Below are 22,987 nucleotides of genomic sequence, written 5' to 3'. Positions count from 1 at the left end.
ATGCAGACGCGCACCGCTTGAACCCGTGCCACAAGCCCGGCAGAGAGCATCCGAACAATTTTTTGCCGAAAATTGCAAAGGACTGAAATGAACATGCCCAGCGCGGAATTCTCCCACGCAGACAGCAATTCATCTGCCGCACCCGAAATGATCGGGGCGGAAATTCTCGTTCACGCACTTGCCGAAGAAGGCGTCGAGTACGTCTGGGGCTACCCCGGCGGCGCAGTGCTGTATATCTACGACGAGTTCTACAAGCAAAAGAAGATCGAGCACATCCTGGTGCGCCACGAGCAGGCCGCGGTCCATGCCGCAGACGGCTATGCACGTGCGACCGGCAAGGTGGGCTGTGCCCTGGTGACCTCGGGTCCCGGCGTCACCAATGCGGTGACGGGCATCGCCACTGCCTACCTGGATTCGATCCCGATGGTGATCATCACCGGCAACGTGCCGACGCACGCCATCGGACAGGACGCTTTCCAGGAGTGCGACACGGTCGGCATCACCCGCCCCATCGTCAAGCACAACTTCCTGGTCAAGGACGTCCGCGATCTCGCTTCGACCATCAAGAAGGCGTTCTATATCGCCGCGACCGGCCGTCCGGGCCCGGTGGTGGTGGATATTCCCAAGGACGTCTCGCGCAACGCCTGCAAGTACGAGTACCCCAAGTCGATCGACATGCGCTCGTACAACCCGGTGAACAAGGGCCACTCGGGCCAGATCCGCAAGGCGCTCGCGCTGTTGCAGAACGCCGAGCGTCCGTTCATCTACGCGGGCGGCGGGGTGGTGCTGGCCAACGCCAGCGACGAGTTGCGCCAACTGGCGGCGCTGACCGGCCATCCGGTCACCAACACGCTGATGGGCCTGGGCTCGTTCCCCGGCACCAGCAAGCAGTTCGTCGGCATGCTCGGCATGCACGGCACGTATGAAGCCAACATGGCCATGCAGAACTGCGACGTGCTGATCGCCATTGGCGCGCGCTTCGACGACCGCGTGATCGGCAACCCGGGGCACTTCACCTCGCAGCCGCGCAAGATCATCCATATCGACATCGACCCGTCTTCCATCTCGAAGCGGGTCAAGGTGGATATTCCCATCGTGGGCAACGTCAAGGACGTGCTGCAGGAGCTCATCTCCCAGCTGCAGGCCAGCGACGTCAAGCCCAAGCGCGAGGCCCTGGCCCGCTGGTGGGAGCAGATCGAGCAGTGGCGTTCGGTGGACTGCCTCAAGTACGACCGCAATTCCGAGATCATCAAGCCGCAGTATGTGGTCGAGAAGATCTGGGAGCTGACCAAGGGCGACGCGTATATCTGCTCGGACGTCGGCCAGCACCAGATGTGGGCCGCGCAGTTCTACAAGTTCGACGAGCCGCGCCGCTGGATCAACTCCGGCGGCCTGGGCACGATGGGCGTGGGCCTGCCGTACGCGATGGGCATCAAGAAAGCCTTCCCCGAGAAGGAAGTGGTGACCATCACCGGTGAAGGCTCGATCCAGATGTGCATCCAGGAACTGTCGACCTGCCTGCAGTACGACACCCCGGTCAAGATCTGCGCGCTCAACAACCGCTATCTCGGCATGGTGCGCCAGTGGCAGGAAATCGAGTATGACAACCGCTACTCGCATTCCTACATGGATGCGCTGCCCGACTTCGTCAAGCTGGCCGAGGCCTATGGCCATATCGGCATGCGCGTCGAGAAGACGTCCGATGTCGAGCCCGCCCTGCGCGAAGCCTTCCGCCTGAAAGACCGTACCGTGTTCCTCGACTTCCAGACCGACCCGACTGAAAACGTGTGGCCGATGGTGCAGGCCGGCAAGGGTATTTCAGAAATGCTGCTCGGCGCGGAGGACCTGTAATGCGACATATCATTTCGGTCCTGCTGGAAAACGAACCGGGCGCGCTGTCGCGCGTGGTGGGTCTGTTCTCGGCGCGTGGCTACAACATCGAGACGCTGACGGTGGCACCCACCGAAGACGCCTCGCTGTCGCGCATGACCATCGTCACCAGCGGCTCGGATGACGTGATCGAGCAGATCACCAAGCATCTGAACCGCCTGGTGGAAGTGGTCAAGGTGGTGGACCTGACCGAGGGCGCGCATATCGAGCGCGAGCTGATGCTCGTCAAGGTGCGCGCGGTCGGCAAGGAGCGCGAGGAAATGAAGCGTACCGCCGACATCTTCCGCGGCCGCATCATCGACGTCACCGAGAAGACCTATACCATCGAGCTGACCGGCAACGGCGTCAAGCTCGATGCCTTCCTGGACGCCATCGACCGTGCCGCCATCCTGGAGACCGTCCGTACCGGCGGCTCGGGCATCGGCCGCGGCGAGCGCATCCTGAAGGTCTGAACCAGATTGCAGTATCCATGGGCGGCGCCGGCACATGCAGCGTGGCAGCCGCTACCCCGACACACGAAAACGAAAGCTTGAAGGAACCATCATGAAAGTGTTTTACGACAAGGACGCCGACCTCTCCCTGATCAAGGGCAAGAACGTCACCATCATCGGCTACGGCTCGCAAGGCCATGCCCACGCGCAGAACCTGAACGACTCCGGCGTCAAGGTGACGGTCGGCCTGCGCAAGAGCGGCGCATCGTGGAACAAGGCGGTCAACGCCGGCCTGCAAGTGAAGGAAGTGGCCGAAGCCGTCAAGACCGCCGACGTGGTCATGATCCTGCTGCCGGACGAGCAGATCGCCGACGTGTACAAGAACGAAGTGCACGACAACATCAAGCAAGGCGCCGCGCTGGCCTTCGCCCACGGCTTCAACGTGCACTACGGTGCCGTGATCCCGCGCGCCGACCTCGACGTGATCATGATCGCGCCGAAGGCGCCGGGCCACACCGTGCGCTCGACCTACGCGCAGGGCGGCGGCGTGCCCCACCTGATCGCCGTGCACCAGGACAAGTCCGGCGCTGCCCGTGACATCGCCCTGTCGTACGCTACCGCCAACGGCGGCGGCCGCGCCGGCATCATCGAGACCAACTTCCGCGAAGAAACCGAAACCGACCTGTTCGGCGAGCAAGCCGTGCTGTGCGGCGGCACCGTCGAGCTGATCAAGGCTGGCTTCGAGACGCTGGTGGAAGCCGGCTACGCGCCGGAAATGGCCTACTTCGAGTGCCTGCACGAACTGAAGCTGATCGTCGACCTGATCTATGAAGGCGGCATCGCCAACATGAACTACTCGATCTCCAACAACGCCGAATACGGCGAATACGTCACTGGCCCGCGCGTCGTGACCGAGGAGACCAAGAAGGCCATGAAGCAGTGCCTGACCGACATCCAGACCGGCGAGTACGCCAAGAGCTTCCTGCTCGAGAACAAGGCCGGCGCCCCGACCCTGATCTCGCGCCGCCGCCTGACGGCCGAGCACCAGATCGAAGAAGTGGGTGCCAAGCTGCGCGCCATGATGCCCTGGATCGCCAAGAACAAGCTGGTCGACCAGTCGAAGAACTAAGTCGGAATCCAGTCTGGGCCCGCCGTTCCGCGCGGCGGGCCGCGGCCGTCCAGTCTTCCGCGCGTTCGAATCCCTGTTCCGAGGGAGCTTTCGCGCGGGGGCTGGACGGCTTTTTGTTATCCTTGTCAGACTTTCTTCTTCTACCAAGCATTGCATGAACTATCCTCATCCGCTGATCGCCCGTGAAGGCTGGCCATTCCTGGCCGGCGCCTTTGTCATCTCGCTGCTGGTGCAGGTCAGCGCCGGCTTCTGGTGGGCCTTGCCGCTGTGGATCATTACGCTGTTCGTGCTGCAGTTCTTCCGCGATCCGCCGCGGCCGATCCCGGCCCAGCCGAACGCCGTGCTGGCCCCCGCCGACGGCCGCATCGTGGTTGTCGAGAAGACCCAGGATCCCTACGCCGGGCGCGAGGCGCTGAAGATCAGCGTGTTCATGAATGTGTTCAACGTGCATTCGAACCGTGTGTCGGTGGACGGCCAGGTAGAGAAGGTCGAGTACTTTGCCGGCAAGTTCGTCAATGCCGATCTCGACAAGGCTTCGCTGGAAAACGAGCGCAATGCGGTGGTGATCCGCCGCGCGGGCGACGGCAAGGTGGTGACGCTGGTACAGGTGGCCGGCCTGGTGGCGCGCCGCATCCTCTGCTATACCCGGGTTGGAGAAACGCTGTCGCGCGGCCAGCGCTATGGCTTTATCCGCTTCGGCTCGCGCGTGGACGTGTACCTGCCCGTGGATGCGCGCCCGCGCGTGACCATCGGCGAGAAGGTGTCGGCCTCTTCGACCGTCCTGGCCGAGCTGGACTGATCGGGCCTCGGCCGCAACAGACCGGAGCCACTGGAGAACAGGCATGGGTGCATTCAACCGGCGCAACAAGCGCGCCAGCAACGGCAACGTGACGCATCTGCGTCCGTTCCGCCACAACCAGCTGCGCGGAAACGAACAGGACGGCTACGACGACGCCGCCGGCGAAGACCACGACATCGAGTACGTGCGCCCGCGCCGGCGCGGCATCTACCTGTTGCCGAACGCGTTTACCACCGCGGCGCTGTTCGCCGGCTTCTTTGCCATCGTGCAGGCCATGAACATGCGCTTCGACACGGCGGCCATCGCCATCTTCGCCGCCATGGTGCTCGACGGCATGGATGGCCGCGTGGCGCGCATCACCAATACGCAGAGCGCATTCGGCGAGCAGTACGATTCGCTGTCCGACATGACCTCCTTCGGCGTGGCGCCGGCGCTGGTGATGTACGAGTGGATCCTGCACGACCTGGGCAAATGGGGCTGGATCGCGGCCTTCGTCTACTGCACCTGCGCGGCGCTGCGCCTGGCGCGCTTCAATGCGAATATCGGCGTGGTCGACAAACGCTTCTTCCAGGGGCTGCCCAGCCCGGCGGCGGCGGCGCTGGTGGCCGGCTTCGTGTGGCTGGTGATCGACAACAAGCTGCCCGTCAAGGAGCTGTGGATGCCGTGGGTGGCGTTCGGCATCACGCTGTACGCCGGCCTGTCGATGGTGTCGAACGCGCCGTTCTACAGCGGCAAGGCCCTCGATGTCCGCTACCGCGTGCCGTTCGGCATGATGGTGCTGGTGCTGGTGTTGTTCGTGGTGGTCTCGACCGATCCGCCGGTGGCGCTGTTCGGGCTGTTCGTGGCGTATGCCATTTCGGGTTATGTGCTGTGGGGCTGGCGTGGGCTGCACGGCCACCCGGCCGGCGAGCGCAAGCTGCGCGACGGCGGGAACGAACGTTCCTGACCCGGTTGGTCGAAAGGGCGCTGCGGCGCCTTTTCTTTTTCTTACTCTTCTGTTCTCGCGCTTTTTCCGCCACTCTTTTATCTTGGCTCTCTGACCCCCGGGGTTGCTGTTCTCGTTCTCCGGTTGCTGTTCCCTCGTTGTTCTCTTTTCACGATCACAGGAGGTTCTCATGGGCATGCTCGACTTCATCAAGGAAGCAGGGGAGAAACTGTTCGGCGGCGCAGCAGCCAAGGCGGCAACGCCGGATGCCGCGCCGGCGGCCGACGCCGACGCGGCCAACCGCGCCGCCGGCGATGCCATCGAGGCCTACATCAAGCAGATGGGCCTGGACGCCACCGGACTGATGGTGCAGGTCGATGGCTCGCAGGGGCTGGTGACGGTGTTCGGCGTGGCGCCGGACCAGGCCACGCGAGAGAAGATCATCCTGTGCTGCGGCAATGTGCAGGGCGTGGACAAGGTCGACGACAAGATGTCGGTCAATGTCGAGGCGGCCGAGTCGCAATGGCACACCGTGGTCAAGGGCGACACGCTGTGGGCCATCGCACAGGCGGCCTACGGCAACGGCGCACAGTACAACGCCATCTTCGAGGCCAACCGCCCGATGCTGTCGCATCCGGACAAGATCTATCCGGGCCAGAAGCTGCGCATCCCGCCCAAGGCCTGAGCCGGGTCGCCGGGGCAGGGCGCTTTCCTGCCCCGGCAGGCGACGCGTGATCGCGTCGATCGGGATTGTTGCTACCGTATTGCGCGCGCCCGGCTTCTCGGCTATAGTCGCTCACATGATTTCGCGCCAAGCCCTACTCGCCCGCACCATTCTAGGTGGCCTACTAGGCCATCAGGTCGGGACGCGTTCGCGCTGAGGGAAGCCAACACCCTCGCGCAAAGTCACACAGGATTCACAAACGCCCCGGCCTGCATCACTGCACGCCGGGGCGTTTTGCATTCAGCGCCAGCGTGCCGGGAGCGCGAGCCAGGTCCGCAAGACGCAAAGCACAACAGATAAAGCCCAGGAGCCCCACCCATGTCCGACAAACTCATTATTTTCGACACCACCTTGCGCGATGGCGAGCAGTCGCCCGGCGCCTCCATGACCCGCGATGAAAAGATCCGCATCGCGCGGCAGCTGGAGCGCCTGAAGGTCGACGTGATCGAAGCCGGCTTCGCGGCAAGCTCCAACGGCGATTTCGAGGCCATCCGCTCGATCGCGCAGGTGGTCAAGGATTCCACCATCTGCTCGCTGGCGCGCGCCAATGACAAGGACATCGCGCGTGCCGCCGAAGCGCTCAAGCCCGCCAACTCCTTCCGTATCCATACCTTCATCGCCACCTCGGCGCTGCATATGGAAAAGAAGCTGCGCATGACGCCCGACCAGGTCTATGAGCAGGCCCGCCTCGCCGTGCGCTTCGCGCGCCAGTTCACCGACGACATCGAGTTCTCGCCCGAAGACGGCAGCCGCTCGGACATGGATTTCCTGTGCCGCGTGCTCGAAGGCGTGATTGCCGAAGGCGCGACCACCATCAACCTGCCCGACACGGTGGGCTATGCGGTGCCGGAAGGCTACGCCGCGCTGATCCRCTCGGTGCGCGAGCGCATTCCCAATTCCGACAAGGCCGTGTGGTCCGTGCATTGCCACAATGACCTCGGCATGGCGGTGGCCAATTCGCTGGCGGCGGTCAAGCTCGGCGGCGCGCGCCAGGTCGAGTGCACCATCAACGGCCTCGGCGAGCGTGCCGGCAACACCAGCCTGGAAGAGGTGGTGATGGCGGTCAAGACCCGCCGCGACTACTTCGACTTGGATGTCGGCGTCGATACCACCCAGATCGTGCCGGCCTCCAAGCTGGTATCGCAGATCACCGGCTTCGTGGTGCAGCCGAACAAGGCCGTGGTCGGCGCCAACGCCTTCGCCCATGCCTCCGGCATCCACCAGGACGGCGTGCTCAAGGCGCGCGACACCTACGAAATCATGCGGGCCGAAGACGTGGGCTGGACCGCCAACAAGATCGTGCTGGGCAAGCTGTCCGGTCGCAACGCGTTCAAGCAGCGCCTGCACGAACTTGGCATCGAGCTCGAAAGCGAGAGCGAGGTCAACGCCGCTTTCACGCGCTTCAAGGAGCTGGCGGACCAGAAGGCCGAGATCTTCGATGAAGACATCATGGCCATCGTTTCCGACGAGGCACACGACGTCAACGACCACTTCCGCTTCATCTCGCTGTCGCAGCATTCGGAAACCGGCGAGCGCCCGCATGCGCGCGTGGTCTTCAATATGGATGGCCAGGAGGTGGTCGGCGAAGCCGAGGGCAACGGCCCGGTCGATGCCACGCTGCATGCCATCGAGAGCAAGGTCAACAGCGGGGCGGAGCAGGTGCTGTATTCGGTCAACGCCATCACCACCGGCACGCAGGCCCAGGGCGAAGTCACGGTGCGGCTGTCCAAGGCCGGGCGCATCGTCAACGGCGTGGGCACCGACCCCGACATCGTGGCTGCTTCGGCCAAGGCCTACCTGGCCGCGCTGAACAAGCTGCACGACAAGGCCGTGCAGAAGATCAACCCGCAGATCTGATCCCGATCGGAGCGGAAGCCCCGCGGCCTACCCGGCCGCCGGGCTTGGACTGGCCCGCCGCGTTCCCACGAGGACGCCGGCGGGCGTTTTGCGTTCTCCCCGCGTGCAAGGCGCGGGGTTGCGACGGACCCGTGCGCCGCCTCAGCGGCGACGGCCGGGTCCGTCGGCCAGCGGGTCGGGTGTGATCTGCGTCTGGCGCAGTACACCGCCGTCGTCAAAATAGAAATTGAACATCGACGGCCAGTTGTCTTCGTGGCGGAAGCGATAGGACCACACTTCGCGCTTCATCAGCGGGAAGTATTGCGTGGGTTCGCGCGGCTTGCCGAAATGCTGCTCCACGTCGAGCTTGGTCCAGACGTCGACCTTGGCCTTGTAGAGTTCGCTGGTCTGCAGCATCTGCCGGAACGAGGTCAGGCGTGCGTTGCTGTCGAAGTCCGCCGCGTACGACTGGCGCCCGAACGGTTGCCTGGAATAGATCCAGCGTTCGGTGCCGTCCGCGAGGCGGTAGGTATCGGTCGGCAGGCCAAACATTGCGCGCACGTCGGCTTGCGGCGCACCCACCAGTTTCTGTCCCGCCTGCACCGGTTGCAGCGTGGCGCAGGCGGATAGCAGGATGGCCRCCGCAGCGAGCGCGATGCAGCAGGCGGCGCGGTGCAAGGCTGTGTTCATGGCGGTCTTCCCCGGGATTGCGTGGTTGCGCTGCTGCGTTGCTGCGTTGCTGCGCTGATAAGGATTAAGAGTGTATCCGCGCCGGAAAGTTGTGTGCGGTTCACGTGACACACGCACCTCCCGGCCCCAATCTGCGCGATAGTGTCTTCTTCTCGGCCTAATATCGCCCTGGTATGACACTGTGGCGGGGTTTGCCTCGGCCGGAGCCGTGGCTTACCATGCATCGCTTTTGGCGGGAGATCTCTCGATGTTGGTTAAACGATGGCTGGCCGGCTGCCTGCTGGCGCTGGTCGCCGCGGGCGCGGGCGCCCAGGAGCCGATCCGGCTGGGCATGATCGAGGGGCTGTCCGGGCCTTTTGCCAATGCAGGCGACGCGGTGGTGCGCAACCTGCGGATCGCCATCGACCGCGTCAACGCACGCGGCGGCGTCAAGACCGCCCAGGGCGCGCGCCCGTTCGAGCTGGTCACCTTCGACAGCAAGGGCAATGTCGACGAGAGCCTGATCCAGTTCCGCGGCCTGGTGGATCGCCGCATTCCCTTCGTCCTGCAGGGCAACAGTTCGTCGGTGGCAGGCGCGCTGGTCGGCGCGGTCAACCGGCACAACGCGCGTCAGACGGATGCGCGCGTGCTGTTTCTGAACTATTCGGCGGTCGACCCAGCGCTCACCAACGAAGGCTGCAGTTTCTGGCACTTCCGCTTCGACGCCAGCGCTGACATGCGCATGCAGGCCCTGACCGAAGTCATCCGCGCCGACACGAGTGTGCGCCGCGTCTACCTGATCGACCAGGACTACAGTTTCGGGCACCAGGTGTCGCGTTCCGCGCGCGAGATGCTCGCCTCCAAGCGCCCGGAACTGCGCATCGTGGGCGACGAGTTCCATCCGATCGGCAAGATCAAGGATTTCGCCCCGTATATCGCCAAGATCAAGGCCAGCGGGGCGGATGCCGTGGTCACCGGCAACTGGGGCAACGACCTGACGCTGATGGTCAAGGCGGCGCGCGAAGGGGGCCTGAGCGCCAAGTTCTACACCTTCTACGGCAATGGCCTGGGCGCGCCCGCGGCAATGGGCGACGCCGGGGTAGGGCGGGTGCTGGCGGTGGCGGAATGGCACCCGAATGTCGGCGGAGCCGCCTCGGACGCCTTCTACCAGGCCTTCCGCTCGCGCTATCCGGAGCCACGGGACGACTACGTGCACCTGCGCATGCAGATGATGGTGGAAATGCTGGCCCGCGCGATCGAGCAGGCCGGTTCGACCGATGCCGTCAAGGTGGCGCGCGCGCTGGAGGGCATGCGCTATGTCAACGACTTCCACGACGCCACCATCCGCGCCGACGACCACCAGGTCCTGCAGCCGCTCTATGTGTCCGTGATGGAGAAGCAGGGAGGGGATGTGCGCTTCGACAACGAGGGCTCGGGCTACGGCTTCCGCACGGTGCGCAAGCTCAAGGCCGCGCAGACCACGTTGCCCACGACTTGCCGGATGGAGCGGTTCTGAGGGATTTCCTGGCAAGCGCCGCCGGATTTCCGTTATAATCGCCGGCTGTCACAGCCAACCGGTCGCGGATGGATCACCCAACGGGGTGCCGATGCTCCGGCCTGGCCAGGACAAAATTGCCTGAAAGACGCAAAGGGCACGACGCAGGCGGCGTATTCCGCGCTGTAGCGTTCGCAAGTGAAAAGGAAATCATCATGGCAGTAGCCGAAACCAGCAGCAAGACCGACATCATCAAGCAGTTCGCACGTGCAACCAACGACACCGGCAGCCCCGAAGTCCAGGTCGCCCTGCTGACCAACCGCATCAACGAACTGACCCCCCACTTCAAGGCCAACATGAAGGATCACCACAGCCGCCGCGGCCTGCTGCGCATGGTGAGCCGTCGTCGTCGCCTGCTGGACTACCTCAAGGCCAACGATGCCGACCGTTATCGTTCGCTGATCGAGAAGCTGGGCCTGCGTAAGTAAGCACCCAGGATCGTCCGGATGGCAGCACGAATGGATGCAATGCACGCCTTCGCGTGAAGCCATGAATGCCTGCGTCAGCCCCGCTGATGCAGGCATTTTGTTTTTGCGGGCCGATGTCCGCAACGCTGCAAGTGATGTTCGTTTCACCCGGCATCGCCAGGCGGCCATGCCTGGCGCCCGTTGCGCCAAGACGTGCAACGGAGTAAGTTACTTCGTTCTTTAGCTTTTTTTCATACCGGAGTCGGGCAAGGAAGCGGGGCTTTGTGTCATTCCAGCGTGGTATCCGGCGGGTACCCCGCTGGAATGGCATAGCACTTCCCTGTGACCGCGACCGACGCGCATCCGGCGGTTCGCCCGCGGCTGCTAACGCGGGCATTGCACAATGCGTGCAAGCACGAACAAAGGAACGCTCATGACCATGTTCAACAAGATCGTCAAGGAATTCCAGTGGGGTCAGCACACGGTGCGCCTGGAAACCGGTGAAATCGCCCGCCAGGCTGGCGGCGCCGTGATCGTCGACGTGGAAGACACCGTGGTGCTCGCCACCGTGGTGGCGGCCAAGTCGCCCAAGGCCGGCCAGGACTTCTTCCCGCTGACCGTCGACTACATCGAGAAGACCTACGCCGCCGGCAAGATCCCCGGCGGTTTCTTCAAGCGTGAAGGCCGTCCGTCGGAAAACGAAACGCTGACCTCGCGCCTGATCGACCGTCCGCTGCGCCCGCTGTTCCCGGAAGGTTTCTACAACGACGTGCAGGTGGTGATCCACGTGCTGTCGCTGAACCCGGAAGTGCCGGCCGACATCCCCGCGCTGATCGGCGCCTCGGCCGCGCTGGCCGTGTCGGGCATCCCCTTCAGCGGCCCCGTGGGCGCCGCCCGCGTCGGCTACAAGGATGGGCAGTACCTGCTCAACCCGACCCGCTCGCAGATCGCCGCCTCGCAGCTCGACCTGATCGTGGCCGGTACCGAGCGCGCCGTGCTGATGGTGGAATCGGAAGCCCACCAGTTGTCGGAAGAAGTGATGCTGGGCGCCGTGGTCTATGGCCACGAGCAGATGCAGACCGCCATCAACGCCATCCATGACCTGGTGCGCGACGGCGGCAAGCCCGAGTGGGACTGGGCACCGGCGCCGAAGAACGAAGCGCTGATCGCCAAGGTCGGCGAGATCGCGCAGTCGCTGCTGCAGGACGCCTACCAGCTGCGCCAGAAGTCGGCGCGCAGCCAGAAGCTCAAGGAAGTCTACGCCGCCGTGACGGCCAAGCTGGCCGAAGCCGGCGTGGAAGCCGACAAGGTCGAAGTGGGCAACGTGCTGTTCGACATCGAAGCCAAGATCGTGCGCAGCCAGGTGCTGTCGGGCGAGCCGCGCATCGACGGCCGCGACACCCGCACGGTACGCCCGATCGAGATCCGTTCGTCGGTGCTGCCGCGCGCGCACGGCTCGGCCATCTTCACCCGCGGCGAGACGCAGGCGCTGGTGGTGGCCACGCTGGGCACCAAGGGCGACGAGCAGATCATCGACGCACTGGCCGGCGAATACCGCGACCGCTTCATGCTCCACTACAACATGCCTCCGTTCGCCACCGGCGAAACCGGCCGCGTGGGCAGCCCGAAGCGTCGTGAAATCGGCCACGGCCGCCTGGCCAAGCGCGCGCTGATCCCGGTGCTGCCGAAGGACGACGAATTCGCCTACACCATCCGCCTGGTCTCCGAAATCACCGAATCCAACGGCTCGTCGTCGATGGCATCGGTGTGCGGCGGCTGCCTGGCACTGATGGACGCCGGCGTTCCGGTCAAGGCGCACGTGGCCGGCGTGGCCATGGGCCTGATCCTGGAAGGCAACAAGTTCGCCGTGCTGACCGACATCCTGGGCGACGAGGACCACCTCGGCGACATGGACTTCAAGGTGGCGGGCACCGACGCCGGCATCACCGCGCTGCAGATGGACATCAAGGTCCAGGGCATCACCAAGGAAATCATGCAGGTCGCGCTGGCGCAAGCCAAGGAAGGCCGCCTGCATATCCTGGGCAAGATGCAGGACGCCATGGGCCACGCGCGCACCGAGCTGTCGGAGCATGCACCGCGCATGATCACCATGAAGATCCATCCGGACAAGATCCGCGAAGTGATCGGCAAGGGCGGCTCGACCATCCAGGCGCTGACCAAGGAAACCGGCACCACCATCGACATCCAGGAAGACGGCACCATCACCATCGCCTCGACCTCGACCGAAGGCATGGCCGAAGCCAAGCGCCGCATCGAAGGCATCACCGCGGAAGCCGAAGTGGGCAAGATCTACGCCGGCACCGTGCTCAAGCTGCTGGACTTCGGCGCGATCGTCAACATCCTGCCGGGCAAGGACGGTCTGCTGCATATCTCCGAGATCGTCAACGAGCGCGTCAAGGACATCAAGGACTGGCTCAAGGAAGGCCAGCATGTTCGCGTCAAGCTGATCCAGGCTGACGAGAAGGGCCGCCTGCGCCTGTCCCTGAAGGCCGCGCTGGCCGAAGAGGGCGGCAGCATCAGCCCGATCGTCAACACCAGCGAGGCACCGGCCGCGCCGGCCGCACCGGCCGCACCGTCGGCGGACCAGCAGCAGTAAGCGGTCCGGGCAGTACCCGTAGCAGAAAAAACGGCTGGCGATGTCCAGCCGTTTTTTTGTTTACACTGCCGCCAGTCTCGCCTGCTGCAACGGCCAGCCCCGGCCTTCGCGGCGGACCCCAAACATCGATCCCCAGCCATGCGCGCGAAGCCGCGGCATGCGCAACGCAAGGAGCAGCAATGCAAGCCATCGAAATCCGTGAGTACGGCGCCCCCGAAGTCCTGCAACTGACGCAGCGTCCCGATCCCGAGGCCAGGCCCGGCGAGATCCTGATCCGCGTGGCCGCCGCGGGCGTCAACCGCCCCGACGTGTTCCAGCGCACCGGCAACTATCCCGTGCCGCCCGGCGCGTCCGACCTGCCGGGACTGGAGGTGGCGGGCGTGGTGGCCGGCGGCGATCTCTCGCACCCCGACAACCGCTTCGGCCTGAAGCTGGGTGACCGCGTCTGCGCCCTGGTGCAGGGCGGCGGCTATGCCGAGCTGTGCGCCGCGCCGGTGGCGCAATGCCTGCCGGTGCCGGCAGGCCTGTCGGACATCGAGGCGGCGGCATTGCCCGAGACCTTCTTTACCGTGTGGAGCAATGTGTTCGACCGGGGCTATCTGGGGCGCGGCCCGCTGGGCAAGGACGAGACGCTGCTGATCCAGGGTGGCTCGAGCGGCATCGGTACCACCGCCATCCAGATCGCCAAGGCGCTTGGCCACAAGGTCTTCGTGACCGCCGGCAGCGCCGACAAGTGCCGCGCCTGCGAGGCGCTGGGCGCGGACCGCGCCATCAACTACAAGACCGAGGACTTCGTCGCCGAGGTCAAGGCGCTGACCGGCGGCCGCGGCGCCGACGTCATCCTCGACATGGTGGCCGGGCCTTACCTGGCGCGCGAGCTGTCGTGCGTGGCCGACGATGGCCGTATCGTCATCATCGCGCTGCTCGGCGGCGCCAAGGCCGAAATACCGCTGGGCGACATCCTGCGCCGCCGCATCACCGTGACCGGCTCGACGCTGCGTCCGCGTCCGGTGTCATTCAAAGGCGAGATCGCGCAGGCTTTGCACCAGCATGTCTGGCCCCTGCTGGCCGCGGGCAAGATCAAGCCGGTGATCCACCAGACCTTCCCGGCCGCGCAGGCCGCCGACGCGCATCGCCTGATGGAATCCAGCGAGCACATCGGCAAGATCGTCCTGACCTGGTAAGGAGGCGAGGCCCGCGGCCGCGCGGAGTGCTTCCCGGCGCGATTTGAGGTCGCTTCGGTGGCGTAGGGCCCTGGCCCACGCTACAATAGCGGGTTTTATCAAGAGAGGCGCTCCGTGAGACAAAAGCTCGTCATCGGCAACTGGAAGATGCACGGCAGCCTGGCCGCCAACGCGGCCCTGCTGGCAGGTATCAAGGCCGCGCCCGCAAGCGCCCGCCTGGCGGTGTGTGCGCCCTTCCCGTACCTGGCGCAGTGCCAGTCGCTGCTGGCCGGTTCGGCGGTGGCCTGGGGGGCGCAGGACGTCTCGGCCGAGACGCGCGGCGCGTTCACCGGCGAGGTGTCGGCTCCGATGCTCGCCGAGTTCGGCGCTTCCTACGCCCTGGTGGGGCATTCGGAGCGCCGCAGCTACCATGGCGAGGTCGATGCCGTGGTGGCCGCCAAGGCGTTGCGCGCGCTCGAAGCAGGCATCGTGCCGGTAGTGTGCGTGGGTGAGACCCTGGCGCAGCGCGAGGCCGGCCAGACCGAGGCGGTCGTCGGCCGCCAGCTCGATGCCGTGCTGGAGGCGCTTTCGACCGAGCAGCTCGGCCGCATCGTGCTGGCCTACGAACCGGTGTGGGCAATCGGCACGGGCAAGACCGCAAGCAGCGAGCAGGCCCAGGCCGTGCACGCTTTCCTGCGTGGCCGCGTGGCGGCGCGCGACGCCGGCGTGGCAGCCGGCATGGCCATGTTGTACGGCGGCAGCGTCAAGCCGGACAATGCGGCAGAACTGTTTTCCATGCCCGACATCGACGGGGGCCTGATCGGAGGGGCCTCGCTGAAGTCGGACGATTTCCTCGCGATCGGCAACGCCTGAATGCCGGCCGCTCACATGGTCTGATCAGGCAAGCGAATCGAACCAAATGGCAATTTTCAAAACTTTGTTGGTAGTGGCGCAGGTACTGTCCGCGCTTGGCGTGATCGGCCTGGTGCTGCTGCAGCATGGCAAGGGCGCCGATGTCGGCGCGGCGTTCGGGTCGGGCGCCTCTGGCAGCCTGTTCGGCGCCAGCGGCTCGGCCAACTTCCTGTCGCGCACCACGGCCGTGCTGGCGTCGCTGTTCTTCATCTGCACGCTGAGCTTGACGCTGATGGGCAACTATCGTCCCGCTGCTTCGCTGGGCGTGATGGGCGCAGCGCCGCAATCCGCGCCGGCTCCTGCCGCCGCTTCGGCTCCCGCTACGCCCGCAGTGGCGGCCTCGGGCGCAGCTGCGCCTGCGGTACCGAAATAATCAAGCAGCCTTGCGACTTATTCTTGAAGATTTTTGTAGTTGTGCATTGAACAAAACAAGATTTTTGGGTTAGAATGCAAGGCTTGAAACGATCCCCCAGCGACGGGGCTCCAGCCAGGATAAAGTTATCCCAGCCAGAGTTCCGAAGGGTGTAAAAACCCTGGCGCGAGGCAATATTGTTTCTCCCCCAGCCGACGTGGTGAAATTGGTAGACACGCTATCTTGAGGGGGTAGTGGCGAAAGCTGTGCGAGTTCGAGTCTCGCCGTCGGCACCAAACAACTTGATCGGGACATGGGTCCGGGGTTCATTCCGGATTCATGTCCCGGCCAGTCCGCAAGGCGGCGTCGTAATTTCTACGGAATGGCGCTTGGGGTGGGCAACAGGACGCCGCTATGCGCTGGTGCTGTTGACAACATTCCAGATAAGGCTGGCCGTACCTTGAATCTCGAAGCCTACTTCCCCGTCCTCATCTTCATCATCTTCGGTGTCGTGCTCGGCGTGGCACTGATGTCGATTGGCCGGATCCTCGGCCCCAACAAACCTGATCCCGCGAAGCTCTCTCCGTACGAGTGCGGCTTCGAAGCGTTCGAGGACGCGCGCATGAAGTTCGACGTGCGCTATTACCTCATCGCTATTCTTTTTATCCTGTTCGATCTCGAAACCGCCTTCCTGTTCCCGTGGGGTGTAGCCCTGCGCGACATCGGCTGGCCGGGTTTCTTCTCCATGGGCGTGTTTCTGCTGGAATTCATCGTGGGCTTCGTCTACATCTGGAAAAAAGGCGCGCTCGATTGGGAGTGATGTGAAATGGCAATCGAAGGCGTTCTCAATGAAGGCTTTGTCACGACTACCGCTGACAAGCTGATCAACTGGACCCGCACCGGGTCGCTGTGGCCGATGACGTTTGGCCTGGCCTGCTGTGCTGTGGAAATGATGCATGCCGGCGCGGCACGCTACGACCTGGACCGCTTCGGCGTGGTCTTCCGTCCGTCGCCGCGCCAGTCCGACGTGATGATCGTCGCCGGCACGCTGTGCAACAAGATGGCCCCCGCGCTGCGCAAGGTCTATGACCAGATGGCGGAGCCGCGCTGGGTGATCTCGATGGGGTCGTGCGCGAATGGCGGCGGCTACTATCACTACTCGTATTCTGTTGTGCGTGGCTGCGATCGCATCGTGCCGGTGGATATCTACGTGCCGGGTTGCCCGCCGACGGCCGAAGCGCTGATCTACGGCGTCATCCAGCTGCAGAACAAGATCCGTCGCACCAATACCATCGCGCGCAAGGGCTGACATGGCGAACCTCGATACCCTGAAGGCCGCGCTCGAAAAAACATTGGGCAAGCGTATCCAGAAACTGGTGGAAGCGGTAGGGGAGCTAACCCTTATCGTCAAGGCCGACGAGTCCCTGGAAACCGCGCTGATGCTGCGCGACGATCCCTCGCTGCGTTTCGAGCAGCTGCTCGACGTGGCCGGCGTCGACTACTCCGCGTACGGCGACGGTGCCTGGGACGGCCCCCGTTTCGCCGCGGTGACGCACCTGCTGTCGATCACCCATAACTGGCGCCTGCGCGTGCGCGTGTTCGCGCCCGACGACGACGTGCCCGTGGTGCCGTCGCTGAACGACGTCTGGAACTCGGCCAACTGGTTCGAGCGCGAAGCGTTCGACTTCTACGGCATCGTATTCGAAGGCCATAACGACCTGCGCCGCCTGCTGACCGACTACGGCTTCGTCGGCCATCCGTTCCGCAAGGATTTCCCGGTCTCGGGTTACGTCGAAATGCGCTACGACCCCGAGCAGAAGCGGGTGATCTATCAACCCGTGACCATCGAGCCGCGTGAAATCACGCCGCGCGTGATCCGGGAAGAGAACTACGGCGGCTTGCAGCACTGAGAAGCGCAATGGCAGACATCAAGAATTACACCCTGAACTTCGGCCCCCAGCACCCGGCAGCGCACGGCGTGCTGCGCCTCGTGCTCGAGCTCGACGGCGAAGTGATCCAGCGCGCCGATCCGCACATCGGCCTGCTGCATCGCGCCACCGAGAAGCTGGCGGAGCAGAAGACCTGGATCCAGAGCGTGCCGTACATGGACCGCCTCGACTACGTGTCGATGATGGTCAACGAGCATGCCTACGTGATGGCGATCGAGAAGCTGCTCGACGTCGACGTGCCCATCCGCGCGCAGTACATCCGCGTGATGTTCGACGAGATCACGCGCCTGCTGAACCACCTGATGTGGATCGGCGCGCATGCGCTCGACGTGGGCGCGATGGCCGTCTTCCTGTACGCCTTCCGCGAACGCGAAGACATGTTCGACATGTACGAGGCGGTGTCGGGCGCGCGCATGCACGCGGCCTACTACCGTCCGGGCGGCGTGTACCGCGACCTGCCGGACACGATGCCGCAATACAAGGCGTCGAAGATCCACAACGAGCGCGCCATCAAGGCCATGAACGAGGCGCGTTCGGGCTCCCTGCTCGACTTCATCGAGGACTTCACCAACCGCTTCCCGAAGTACGTCGACGAATACGAGACGCTGCTCACGGACAACCGGATCTGGAAGCAGCGCCTGGTCGGCATCGGCGTGGTGAGTCCCGAGCGTGCGCTGCAGATGGGCTTTACCGGCCCGATGCTGCGCGGCTCCGGCATCGAGTGGGACCTGCGCAAGAAGCAGCCCTACGAAGTGTATGACCGCATGGACTTCCAGGTGCCGGTCGGCATCGGCGGCGATTGCTATGCCCGCTACCTGGTGCGCATCGAAGAAATGCGCCAGTCCAACCACATCATCAAGCAGTGCATCGACTGGCTGCGCCGCAACCCCGGCCCGGTGATGAGCGACAACCACAAGGTGACGCCGCCGTCGCGCGTGGACATGAAGTCGAACATGGAAGAGCTGATCCACCATTTCAAGCTCTTCACCGAAGGCATTCACGTGCCCGAGGGCGAGACCTACGCGGCAGTGGAACACCCGAAGGGCGAGTTCGGCATCTACGCGATCTCCGACGGCGCGAACAAGCCGTACCGCCTGAAGATCCGCGCCCCGGGCTTTGCCCATCTGGCGGCCCTCGACGAAATGGCCAAGGGCCACATGATTGCGGATGCGGTGACGATCATCGGTACCCAGGACATCGTCTTCGGCGAAATCGACCGCTAACAAGAGCCGCCGGCCCCGGACGACGATCCGGGCGCCCCTGGCAGGGATACGGGCAAAGCCCGCGTCCTGCCACGGGAAACCCGCGGTGGGCCCAGCATGCCTCTGACATGCGGGCAGCAACAGCAGCGACGGCTGCAAACCTGCGAAATGCGCGCCATGTGGCGGGCATGACCGCAAATGACTCGGCGTATTACAGCAACGACCATGCTATCAGCAGAAGCTCTCAAGGAAATCGATCGCGCGATCGCCAAGTATCCGGCTGACCAGAAGCAGTCGGCCGTGATGGCGGCGCTGGCCGTGGCACAGGGCGAAGTGGGCTGGGTCTCTCCGGAAGTCATGCAGTTCGTCGCCAGCTACCTCGACATGCCGCCGGTATGGGTCGAGGAAGTCGCGACCTTCTACAACATGTACGACACCAAGCCGGTCGGCAAGTACAAGCTGACGGTCTGCACCAACCTGCCTTGCGCCCTGTCGGGCGGCGAGCGGGCCGGCGAGTACCTCAAGCGCAAGCTTGGCATCGATTACAACGAAACCAGCCCGTGCGGCACCTTCACCCTCAAGGAAGGCGAATGCATGGGCGCCTGCGGCGACGCGCCGGTGATGATCGTCAACAACACCCGCATGTGCAGCTTCATGAGCGATGCCAAGCTGGACCAGTTGGTTGACGAGCTCAAGGCCACCGACACCGCCAAGGGGGACAAGTAACATGACCTCTCTGCACGACCGCCACATCAAGCCGCTGATCCTGGCCGGCCTCGATGGCAGCAACTGGCACCTCGAAGACTACGTCAAGCGCGGCGGCTACCAGCAGCTCAAGCGCATCCTGACCGAGAAGATCACGCCCGAACAGGTGATCGCGGACGTCAAGGCCTCCGGCCTGCGCGGCCGTGGCGGCGCGGGCTTCCCCACCGGCCTGAAGTGGAGCTTCATGCCGCGCCAGTTCCCTGGCCAGAAATACCTGGTCTGCAACACTGACGAGGGCGAGCCCGGTACCTTCAAGGACCGCGACATCATCCGCTACAACCCGCATGCGCTGATCGAAGGCATGGCCATCGGCGCGTACGCGATGGGCATCTCCGTGGGCTACAACTACATCCACGGCGAGATCTGGAACGAATACAAGATCTTCGAGGAAGCACTCGAAGAGGCGCGCGCGGCCGGTTTCCTGGGCGACAACATCCTGGGTTCGGGCTTCGACTTCCAGTTGCACGCCCACCACGGCTACGGCGCCTACATCTGCGGCGAAGAAACGGCGCTGCTCGAAWCGCTGGAAGGCAAGAAGGGCCAGCCGCGCTTCAAGCCGCCTTTCCCGGCCAGCTTCGGCCTGTACGGCAAGCCGACCACCATCAACAACACCGAGACGTTCGCCGCGGTGCCGTTCCTGCTGACCGTCGGTCCGGACAATTACCTGAAGATGGGCAAGCCGAACAACGGCGGCACCAAGATCTTCTCGATCTCCGGCGACATCGAGCGCCCCGGCAACTACGAGATCCCGCTGGGCACGCCGTTCGCGGCCCTGCTGGAGCTCGCCGGCGGCATGCGTGGCGGCAAGCGCATCAAGGCGGTGATCCCGGGCGGCTCGTCCGCGCCGGTGGTGCCGGGCGACATGATGATGGCGTCCGACATGGATTACGACTCGATCGCCAAGGCCGGCTCGATGCTGGGCTCGGGCGCGGTGATCGTGATGGACGAGACGCGCTGCATGGTCCGCTCGCTGCTGCGCCTGTCGTACTTTTACTTCGAAGAATCGTGCGGTCAGTGCACGCCGTGCCGCGAAGGCACCGGCTGGCTCTATCGCATGGTGAATCGTATCGAACACGGAGAAGGGCGCCAGGAAGACCTGGACCTCCTCAATAACGTCGCTGAAAACATCATGGGCCGCACCATCTGCGCGCTCGGCGATGCGGCAGCGATGCCGGTCCGCGGCATGCTCAAGCACTACTGGAAAGAGTTCGAACATCACGTCGAACACAAGCAGTGCATGGTTCCGGCCTACTCTTAAGCGTGGCAGAACATGGTTGAACTCGAGATCGACGGCAAGAAGGTTGAGGTTGCTGAAGGCAGCCTGGTGATGGAAGCCGCCCGCAAGCTGGGCACCTACATCCCGCACTTCTGCTACCACCGCAAATTGTCCATCGCGGCTAACTGCCGCATGTGCCTGGTCGAGGTTGAAAAAGCGCCCAAGGCGCTGCCGGCCTGCGCCACCCCCGTCGCCGCGGGCATGAAGGTCTTCACCAATTCGGAGAAGGCAGTCAAGGCCCAGAAGTCGGTGATGGAATTCCTGCTGATCAACCACCCGCTGGATTGCCCGATCTGCGATCAGGGCGGCGAGTGCCAGCTGCAGGATCTGGCCGTTGGCTACGGCGCATCGGAGTCGCGCTACAAGGAAGAAAAGCGCGTGGTGTTCCACAAGAACGTGGGCCCGCTCATCTCCATGGAAGAGATGACCCGTTGCATCCACTGCACCCGCTGCGTGCGCTTCGGCCAGGAAGTGGCCGGCGTGATGGAGCTGGGCATGCTGGGCCGTGGCGAGCACTCGGAAATCACGACGTTCGTCGGCCAGACGGTCGATTCCGAACTGTCGGGCAACATGATCGACCTGTGCCCGGTCGGCGCGCTGACCAGCAAGCCGTTCCGCTACTCGGCCCGTACCTGGGAACTGGCCCGCCGCAAGTCGGTGTCGCCACATGACGGCCTGGGTGCGAACCTGGTGGTGCAGACCAAGAACCAGCGCGTGATGCGCGTGCTGCCGCTGGAAAACGAAGACGTCAACGAGTGCTGGCTGTCCGACAAGGACCGCTTCTCGTACGAAGGCCTGAACAGCGCCGACCGTCTGACCAAGCCGCTGCTCAAGCAGGGCGGCGAGTGGATGGAAACCGACTGGCAGACCGCGCTGGAATACGTGGCCAACGGCCTGGCCAGCATCAAGCGCGACCATGGCGCCGACCAGATCGCCGCCCTGGCCAGCCCGCACAGCACGCTGGAAGAACTCCACCTGCTGGCCAAGCTGGTACGGGGCCTGGGCAGCGACAACGTCGACTTCCGCCAGCGCCAGACCGATTTCTCGGCCGCCCTGAAGGGCGCGCCGTGGCTGGGCCTACCGATCGCCGACGTATCCGCGCTGCAACGCGTGCTGGTGATTGGTTCGGCCCTGCGCAAGGATCACCCGTTGCTGGCTGCGCGTCTGCGCCAGGCCGGCAAGAAGGGCGCCCGCGTCGCGGTGCTCGGCGCCAACGCCGACGACCTGCTGATGCCGCTGGCCGCCCGTATCGACGTGGCACCGTCGGGCTGGGCAGCCGCCCTGGCCGGCGTGGCGCGCGCCGTGGCCGCTGCCAAGGGCGTGGCCGCTCCGGCCGGCACCGACGGCTTCGACGGTGACGACAAGGCCAGGCTGGTTGCCGACGCGCTGCTGTCGGGCGAGCGCCGCGCCGTGTTCCTCGGCAACGAGGCGGTGCGCCATCCGCAATTCGCCACGCTGCATGCGCTGGCGCAGTGGATCGCCACCGAGACCGGCGCCACGCTAGGCTTCCTGACCGAAGCCGCCAACACCGTGGGTGGTCATATCGCCGGCGCGCTGCCGCAGAACGGCGGCGCCAATGCGCAGGCCATGTTCGACACGCCGCGCCGCGCGTACGTGCTGCTCAACACGGAACCCGAGTTCGACGCGGCCAACCCGCGCCAGGCCCTGGCCGCGCTGGGCCAGGCCGGCACCGTGGTGGTGCTGTCGCCGTTCCGCTCGGAAGCCGCGCTGCAGTACGCCGACGTGATCCTGCCGGTGACGCCGTACACCGAGACCGCGGGCACCTTCGTCAATTGCGAAGGCCTGGCGCAAAGCTTCAACGGCGTGGTCCGTGCGCTGGGCGATTCGCGCCCGGCGTGGAAGGTCCTGCGCGTGCTGGGCAACCTGCTCGACGTGCCGGGCTTCGCCTACGAGACCGCCGAGAACGTGCGTGACGAAGTGCTGGCCAAGCCGGTCGCGCCGCAGCTGGGCAACGCCACCGACGCGGCCATCCGCGTGAGCGCGGCCGCCGGCGGCATCGAGCGTGTCGCCGACGTGCCGATCTACCACGCCGACCCGATCGTGCGCCGTGCCGATTCGCTGCAGCTGACCGCGGCCGCGCGCCGCGCCATGCAAGCCGGCCTGTCGGCCGACCTATTCGCCTCGCTGGGCGTGCAGGCTGGCGATCCGGTGCGTGTGACGCAGGGGCAGGGCAGCGTGGTGCTGCCGGCAGCCCTGGAAGCCGCGCTGCCCGCGAACACCGTGCGCGTGTCGGCAGGCACCGTCGCCGCGACCAGCCTGGGCGCGATGTTCGGCACCGTCACCGTTGAGAAAGCCATCGACCTGGCCACCGCCGCGAAGGGCGCGGCCGAGCCGGCGGCCACGGCATAAGAAGAGCGAGAAAGAA

21 protein-coding genes and 1 tRNA gene are annotated in these 22,987 nt (G+C 64.8%); 21 read left to right on the top strand and 1 reads right to left on the bottom strand.

Annotated features, from left to right (window positions below; translation table 11 throughout):
- Positions 1-87 precede the first annotated feature (87 nt).
- The 7 genes from AB4Z48_RS02785 (at position 88) to AB4Z48_RS02755 (ending at position 7,755) form a co-directional block, all read left to right on the top strand.
- Positions 88-1,851: an acetolactate synthase 3 catalytic subunit gene (locus tag AB4Z48_RS02785; protein WP_441612339.1), complete on the top strand. Its 1,764-nt coding sequence runs from the start codon at positions 88-90 to the stop codon at positions 1,849-1,851.
- Complete coding sequence (gene ilvN / locus AB4Z48_RS02780) at positions 1,851-2,342, top strand: acetolactate synthase small subunit (RefSeq protein WP_020203618.1); 492 nt, start codon at positions 1,851-1,853, stop codon at positions 2,340-2,342. The genes AB4Z48_RS02785 and ilvN overlap by 1 nt, the downstream gene beginning before the upstream one ends.
- A 91-nt stretch (positions 2,343-2,433) precedes the next feature.
- Positions 2,434-3,450, top strand: coding sequence for a ketol-acid reductoisomerase (gene ilvC, locus AB4Z48_RS02775; protein ID WP_441612338.1), 1,017 nt, complete (start codon positions 2,434-2,436; stop codon positions 3,448-3,450).
- Positions 3,451-3,604: 154 nt separating this feature from the next.
- Positions 3,605-4,249, top strand: coding sequence for a phosphatidylserine decarboxylase (locus AB4Z48_RS02770; protein ID WP_441612337.1), 645 nt, complete (start codon positions 3,605-3,607; stop codon positions 4,247-4,249).
- Positions 4,250-4,292: 43 nt separating this feature from the next.
- Positions 4,293-5,195: a CDP-diacylglycerol--serine O-phosphatidyltransferase gene (gene pssA, locus AB4Z48_RS02765; protein WP_441612336.1), complete on the top strand. Its 903-nt coding sequence runs from the start codon at positions 4,293-4,295 to the stop codon at positions 5,193-5,195.
- A gap of 169 nt (positions 5,196-5,364) precedes the next feature.
- Positions 5,365-5,859 carry a peptidoglycan-binding protein LysM gene (lysM, locus tag AB4Z48_RS02760; RefSeq protein WP_441612335.1) on the top strand — a complete coding sequence of 165 codons (495 nt, stop codon included), beginning with the start codon at positions 5,365-5,367 and terminating at the stop codon, positions 5,857-5,859.
- Between the two features lie 357 nt (positions 5,860-6,216).
- Complete coding sequence (locus tag AB4Z48_RS02755; protein ID WP_441612333.1) at positions 6,217-7,755, top strand: 2-isopropylmalate synthase; 1,539 nt, start codon at positions 6,217-6,219, stop codon at positions 7,753-7,755.
- Positions 7,756-7,896: 141 nt separating this feature from the next.
- Here the strand turns inward: AB4Z48_RS02755 and AB4Z48_RS02750 are convergent, their stop codons facing one another.
- A complete protein-coding gene (locus tag AB4Z48_RS02750) occupies positions 7,897-8,424 on the bottom strand; it encodes a hypothetical protein (RefSeq protein ID WP_441612332.1) in 528 nt (175 codons plus the stop codon).
- Positions 8,425-8,671: 247 nt separating this feature from the next.
- On the opposite strand from AB4Z48_RS02750, the gene AB4Z48_RS02745 reads away from it, so the two are divergent.
- The 14 genes from AB4Z48_RS02745 to nuoG all read left to right on the top strand — a co-directional run bounded on the left by AB4Z48_RS02745 (position 8,672) and on the right by nuoG (position 22,971).
- Positions 8,672-9,919 carry a branched-chain amino acid ABC transporter substrate-binding protein gene (locus tag AB4Z48_RS02745; RefSeq protein WP_441612331.1) on the top strand — a complete coding sequence of 416 codons (1,248 nt, stop codon included), beginning with the start codon at positions 8,672-8,674 and terminating at the stop codon, positions 9,917-9,919.
- Between the two features lie 194 nt (positions 9,920-10,113).
- A complete protein-coding gene (rpsO, locus tag AB4Z48_RS02740; RefSeq protein ID WP_441612329.1) occupies positions 10,114-10,386 on the top strand; it encodes a 30S ribosomal protein S15 in 273 nt (90 codons plus the stop codon).
- Between the two features lie 412 nt (positions 10,387-10,798).
- Complete coding sequence (gene pnp / locus AB4Z48_RS02735) at positions 10,799-12,982, top strand: polyribonucleotide nucleotidyltransferase (RefSeq protein ID WP_441612328.1); 2,184 nt, start codon at positions 10,799-10,801, stop codon at positions 12,980-12,982.
- A gap of 179 nt (positions 12,983-13,161) precedes the next feature.
- Positions 13,162-14,166 (top strand): NAD(P)H-quinone oxidoreductase, encoded by a 1,005-nt coding sequence (locus AB4Z48_RS02730; RefSeq protein WP_441612327.1) that lies wholly within the window; start codon positions 13,162-13,164, stop codon positions 14,164-14,166.
- A 114-nt stretch (positions 14,167-14,280) separates the two neighbouring features.
- A complete protein-coding gene (gene tpiA, locus AB4Z48_RS02725) occupies positions 14,281-15,018 on the top strand; it encodes a triose-phosphate isomerase (protein WP_441612326.1) in 738 nt (245 codons plus the stop codon).
- 46 nt (positions 15,019-15,064) lie between these two features.
- Positions 15,065-15,430: a preprotein translocase subunit SecG gene (secG, locus tag AB4Z48_RS02720; RefSeq protein WP_441612325.1), complete on the top strand. Its 366-nt coding sequence runs from the start codon at positions 15,065-15,067 to the stop codon at positions 15,428-15,430.
- Between the two features lie 190 nt (positions 15,431-15,620).
- Positions 15,621-15,705: transfer RNA gene (locus AB4Z48_RS02715), tRNA-Leu, on the top strand.
- A gap of 164 nt (positions 15,706-15,869) precedes the next feature.
- Positions 15,870-16,229 carry an NADH-quinone oxidoreductase subunit A gene (locus tag AB4Z48_RS02710; protein ID WP_420992699.1) on the top strand — a complete coding sequence of 120 codons (360 nt, stop codon included), beginning with the start codon at positions 15,870-15,872 and terminating at the stop codon, positions 16,227-16,229.
- Positions 16,230-16,235: 6 nt separating this feature from the next.
- Positions 16,236-16,718: a NuoB/complex I 20 kDa subunit family protein gene (locus AB4Z48_RS02705; RefSeq protein WP_020203631.1), complete on the top strand. Its 483-nt coding sequence runs from the start codon at positions 16,236-16,238 to the stop codon at positions 16,716-16,718.
- 1 nt (position 16,719) lies between these two features.
- Positions 16,720-17,319 (top strand): NADH-quinone oxidoreductase subunit C, encoded by a 600-nt coding sequence (locus AB4Z48_RS02700; protein WP_441612324.1) that lies wholly within the window; start codon positions 16,720-16,722, stop codon positions 17,317-17,319.
- 8 nt (positions 17,320-17,327) lie between these two features.
- On the top strand, positions 17,328-18,581 hold the full coding sequence (locus AB4Z48_RS02695) for an NADH-quinone oxidoreductase subunit D (RefSeq protein ID WP_441612323.1): 1,254 nt from the start codon (positions 17,328-17,330) through the stop codon (positions 18,579-18,581).
- A 204-nt stretch (positions 18,582-18,785) separates the two neighbouring features.
- On the top strand, positions 18,786-19,286 hold the full coding sequence (gene nuoE, locus AB4Z48_RS02690) for an NADH-quinone oxidoreductase subunit NuoE (protein ID WP_441612322.1): 501 nt from the start codon (positions 18,786-18,788) through the stop codon (positions 19,284-19,286).
- Between the two features lies 1 nt (position 19,287).
- The gene (nuoF, locus tag AB4Z48_RS02685) at positions 19,288-20,583 is read left to right on the top strand and encodes an NADH-quinone oxidoreductase subunit NuoF (RefSeq protein WP_441612321.1); all 1,296 of its coding nucleotides are present in this window, start codon (positions 19,288-19,290) and stop codon (positions 20,581-20,583) included.
- 12 nt (positions 20,584-20,595) lie between these two features.
- Positions 20,596-22,971, top strand: coding sequence for an NADH-quinone oxidoreductase subunit NuoG (gene nuoG, locus AB4Z48_RS02680; RefSeq protein ID WP_441612320.1), 2,376 nt, complete (start codon positions 20,596-20,598; stop codon positions 22,969-22,971).
- The last annotated feature ends 16 nt before the right edge of the window (positions 22,972-22,987 follow it).

Origin of the sequence: Cupriavidus sp. 2TAF22 (assembly GCF_052115045.1) — a bacterium.
Classification (GTDB): Bacteria; Pseudomonadota; Gammaproteobacteria; order Burkholderiales; family Burkholderiaceae; genus Cupriavidus.
This window is presented reverse-complemented; position numbering and strand designations above follow the sequence as displayed.

Excerpts from the sequence above, each read along its gene's own strand:
- AB4Z48_RS02785 (WP_441612339.1), top strand. The coding sequence starts at position 88 with ATGAACATGCCCAGCGCGGAATTCTCCCACGCAGACAGCAATTCATCT.
- ilvN (WP_020203618.1), top strand. The coding sequence starts at position 1,851 with ATGCGACATATCATTTCGGTCCTGCTGGAAAACGAACCGGGCGCGCTG.
- ilvC (WP_441612338.1), top strand. The coding sequence starts at position 2,434 with ATGAAAGTGTTTTACGACAAGGACGCCGACCTCTCCCTGATCAAGGGC.
- AB4Z48_RS02770 (WP_441612337.1), top strand. The coding sequence starts at position 3,605 with ATGAACTATCCTCATCCGCTGATCGCCCGTGAAGGCTGGCCATTCCTG.
- pssA (WP_441612336.1), top strand. The coding sequence starts at position 4,293 with ATGGGTGCATTCAACCGGCGCAACAAGCGCGCCAGCAACGGCAACGTG.
- lysM (WP_441612335.1), top strand. The coding sequence starts at position 5,365 with ATGGGCATGCTCGACTTCATCAAGGAAGCAGGGGAGAAACTGTTCGGC.
- AB4Z48_RS02745 (WP_441612331.1), top strand. The coding sequence starts at position 8,672 with ATGTTGGTTAAACGATGGCTGGCCGGCTGCCTGCTGGCGCTGGTCGCC.
- rpsO (WP_441612329.1), top strand. The coding sequence starts at position 10,114 with ATGGCAGTAGCCGAAACCAGCAGCAAGACCGACATCATCAAGCAGTTC.
- pnp (WP_441612328.1), top strand. The coding sequence starts at position 10,799 with ATGACCATGTTCAACAAGATCGTCAAGGAATTCCAGTGGGGTCAGCAC.
- AB4Z48_RS02730 (WP_441612327.1), top strand. The coding sequence starts at position 13,162 with ATGCAAGCCATCGAAATCCGTGAGTACGGCGCCCCCGAAGTCCTGCAA.
- secG (WP_441612325.1), top strand. The coding sequence starts at position 15,065 with ATGGCAATTTTCAAAACTTTGTTGGTAGTGGCGCAGGTACTGTCCGCG.
- AB4Z48_RS02705 (WP_020203631.1), top strand. The coding sequence starts at position 16,236 with ATGGCAATCGAAGGCGTTCTCAATGAAGGCTTTGTCACGACTACCGCT.
- AB4Z48_RS02700 (WP_441612324.1), top strand. The coding sequence starts at position 16,720 with ATGGCGAACCTCGATACCCTGAAGGCCGCGCTCGAAAAAACATTGGGC.
- AB4Z48_RS02695 (WP_441612323.1), top strand. The coding sequence starts at position 17,328 with ATGGCAGACATCAAGAATTACACCCTGAACTTCGGCCCCCAGCACCCG.
- nuoE (WP_441612322.1), top strand. The coding sequence starts at position 18,786 with ATGCTATCAGCAGAAGCTCTCAAGGAAATCGATCGCGCGATCGCCAAG.
- nuoG (WP_441612320.1), top strand. The coding sequence starts at position 20,596 with ATGGTTGAACTCGAGATCGACGGCAAGAAGGTTGAGGTTGCTGAAGGC.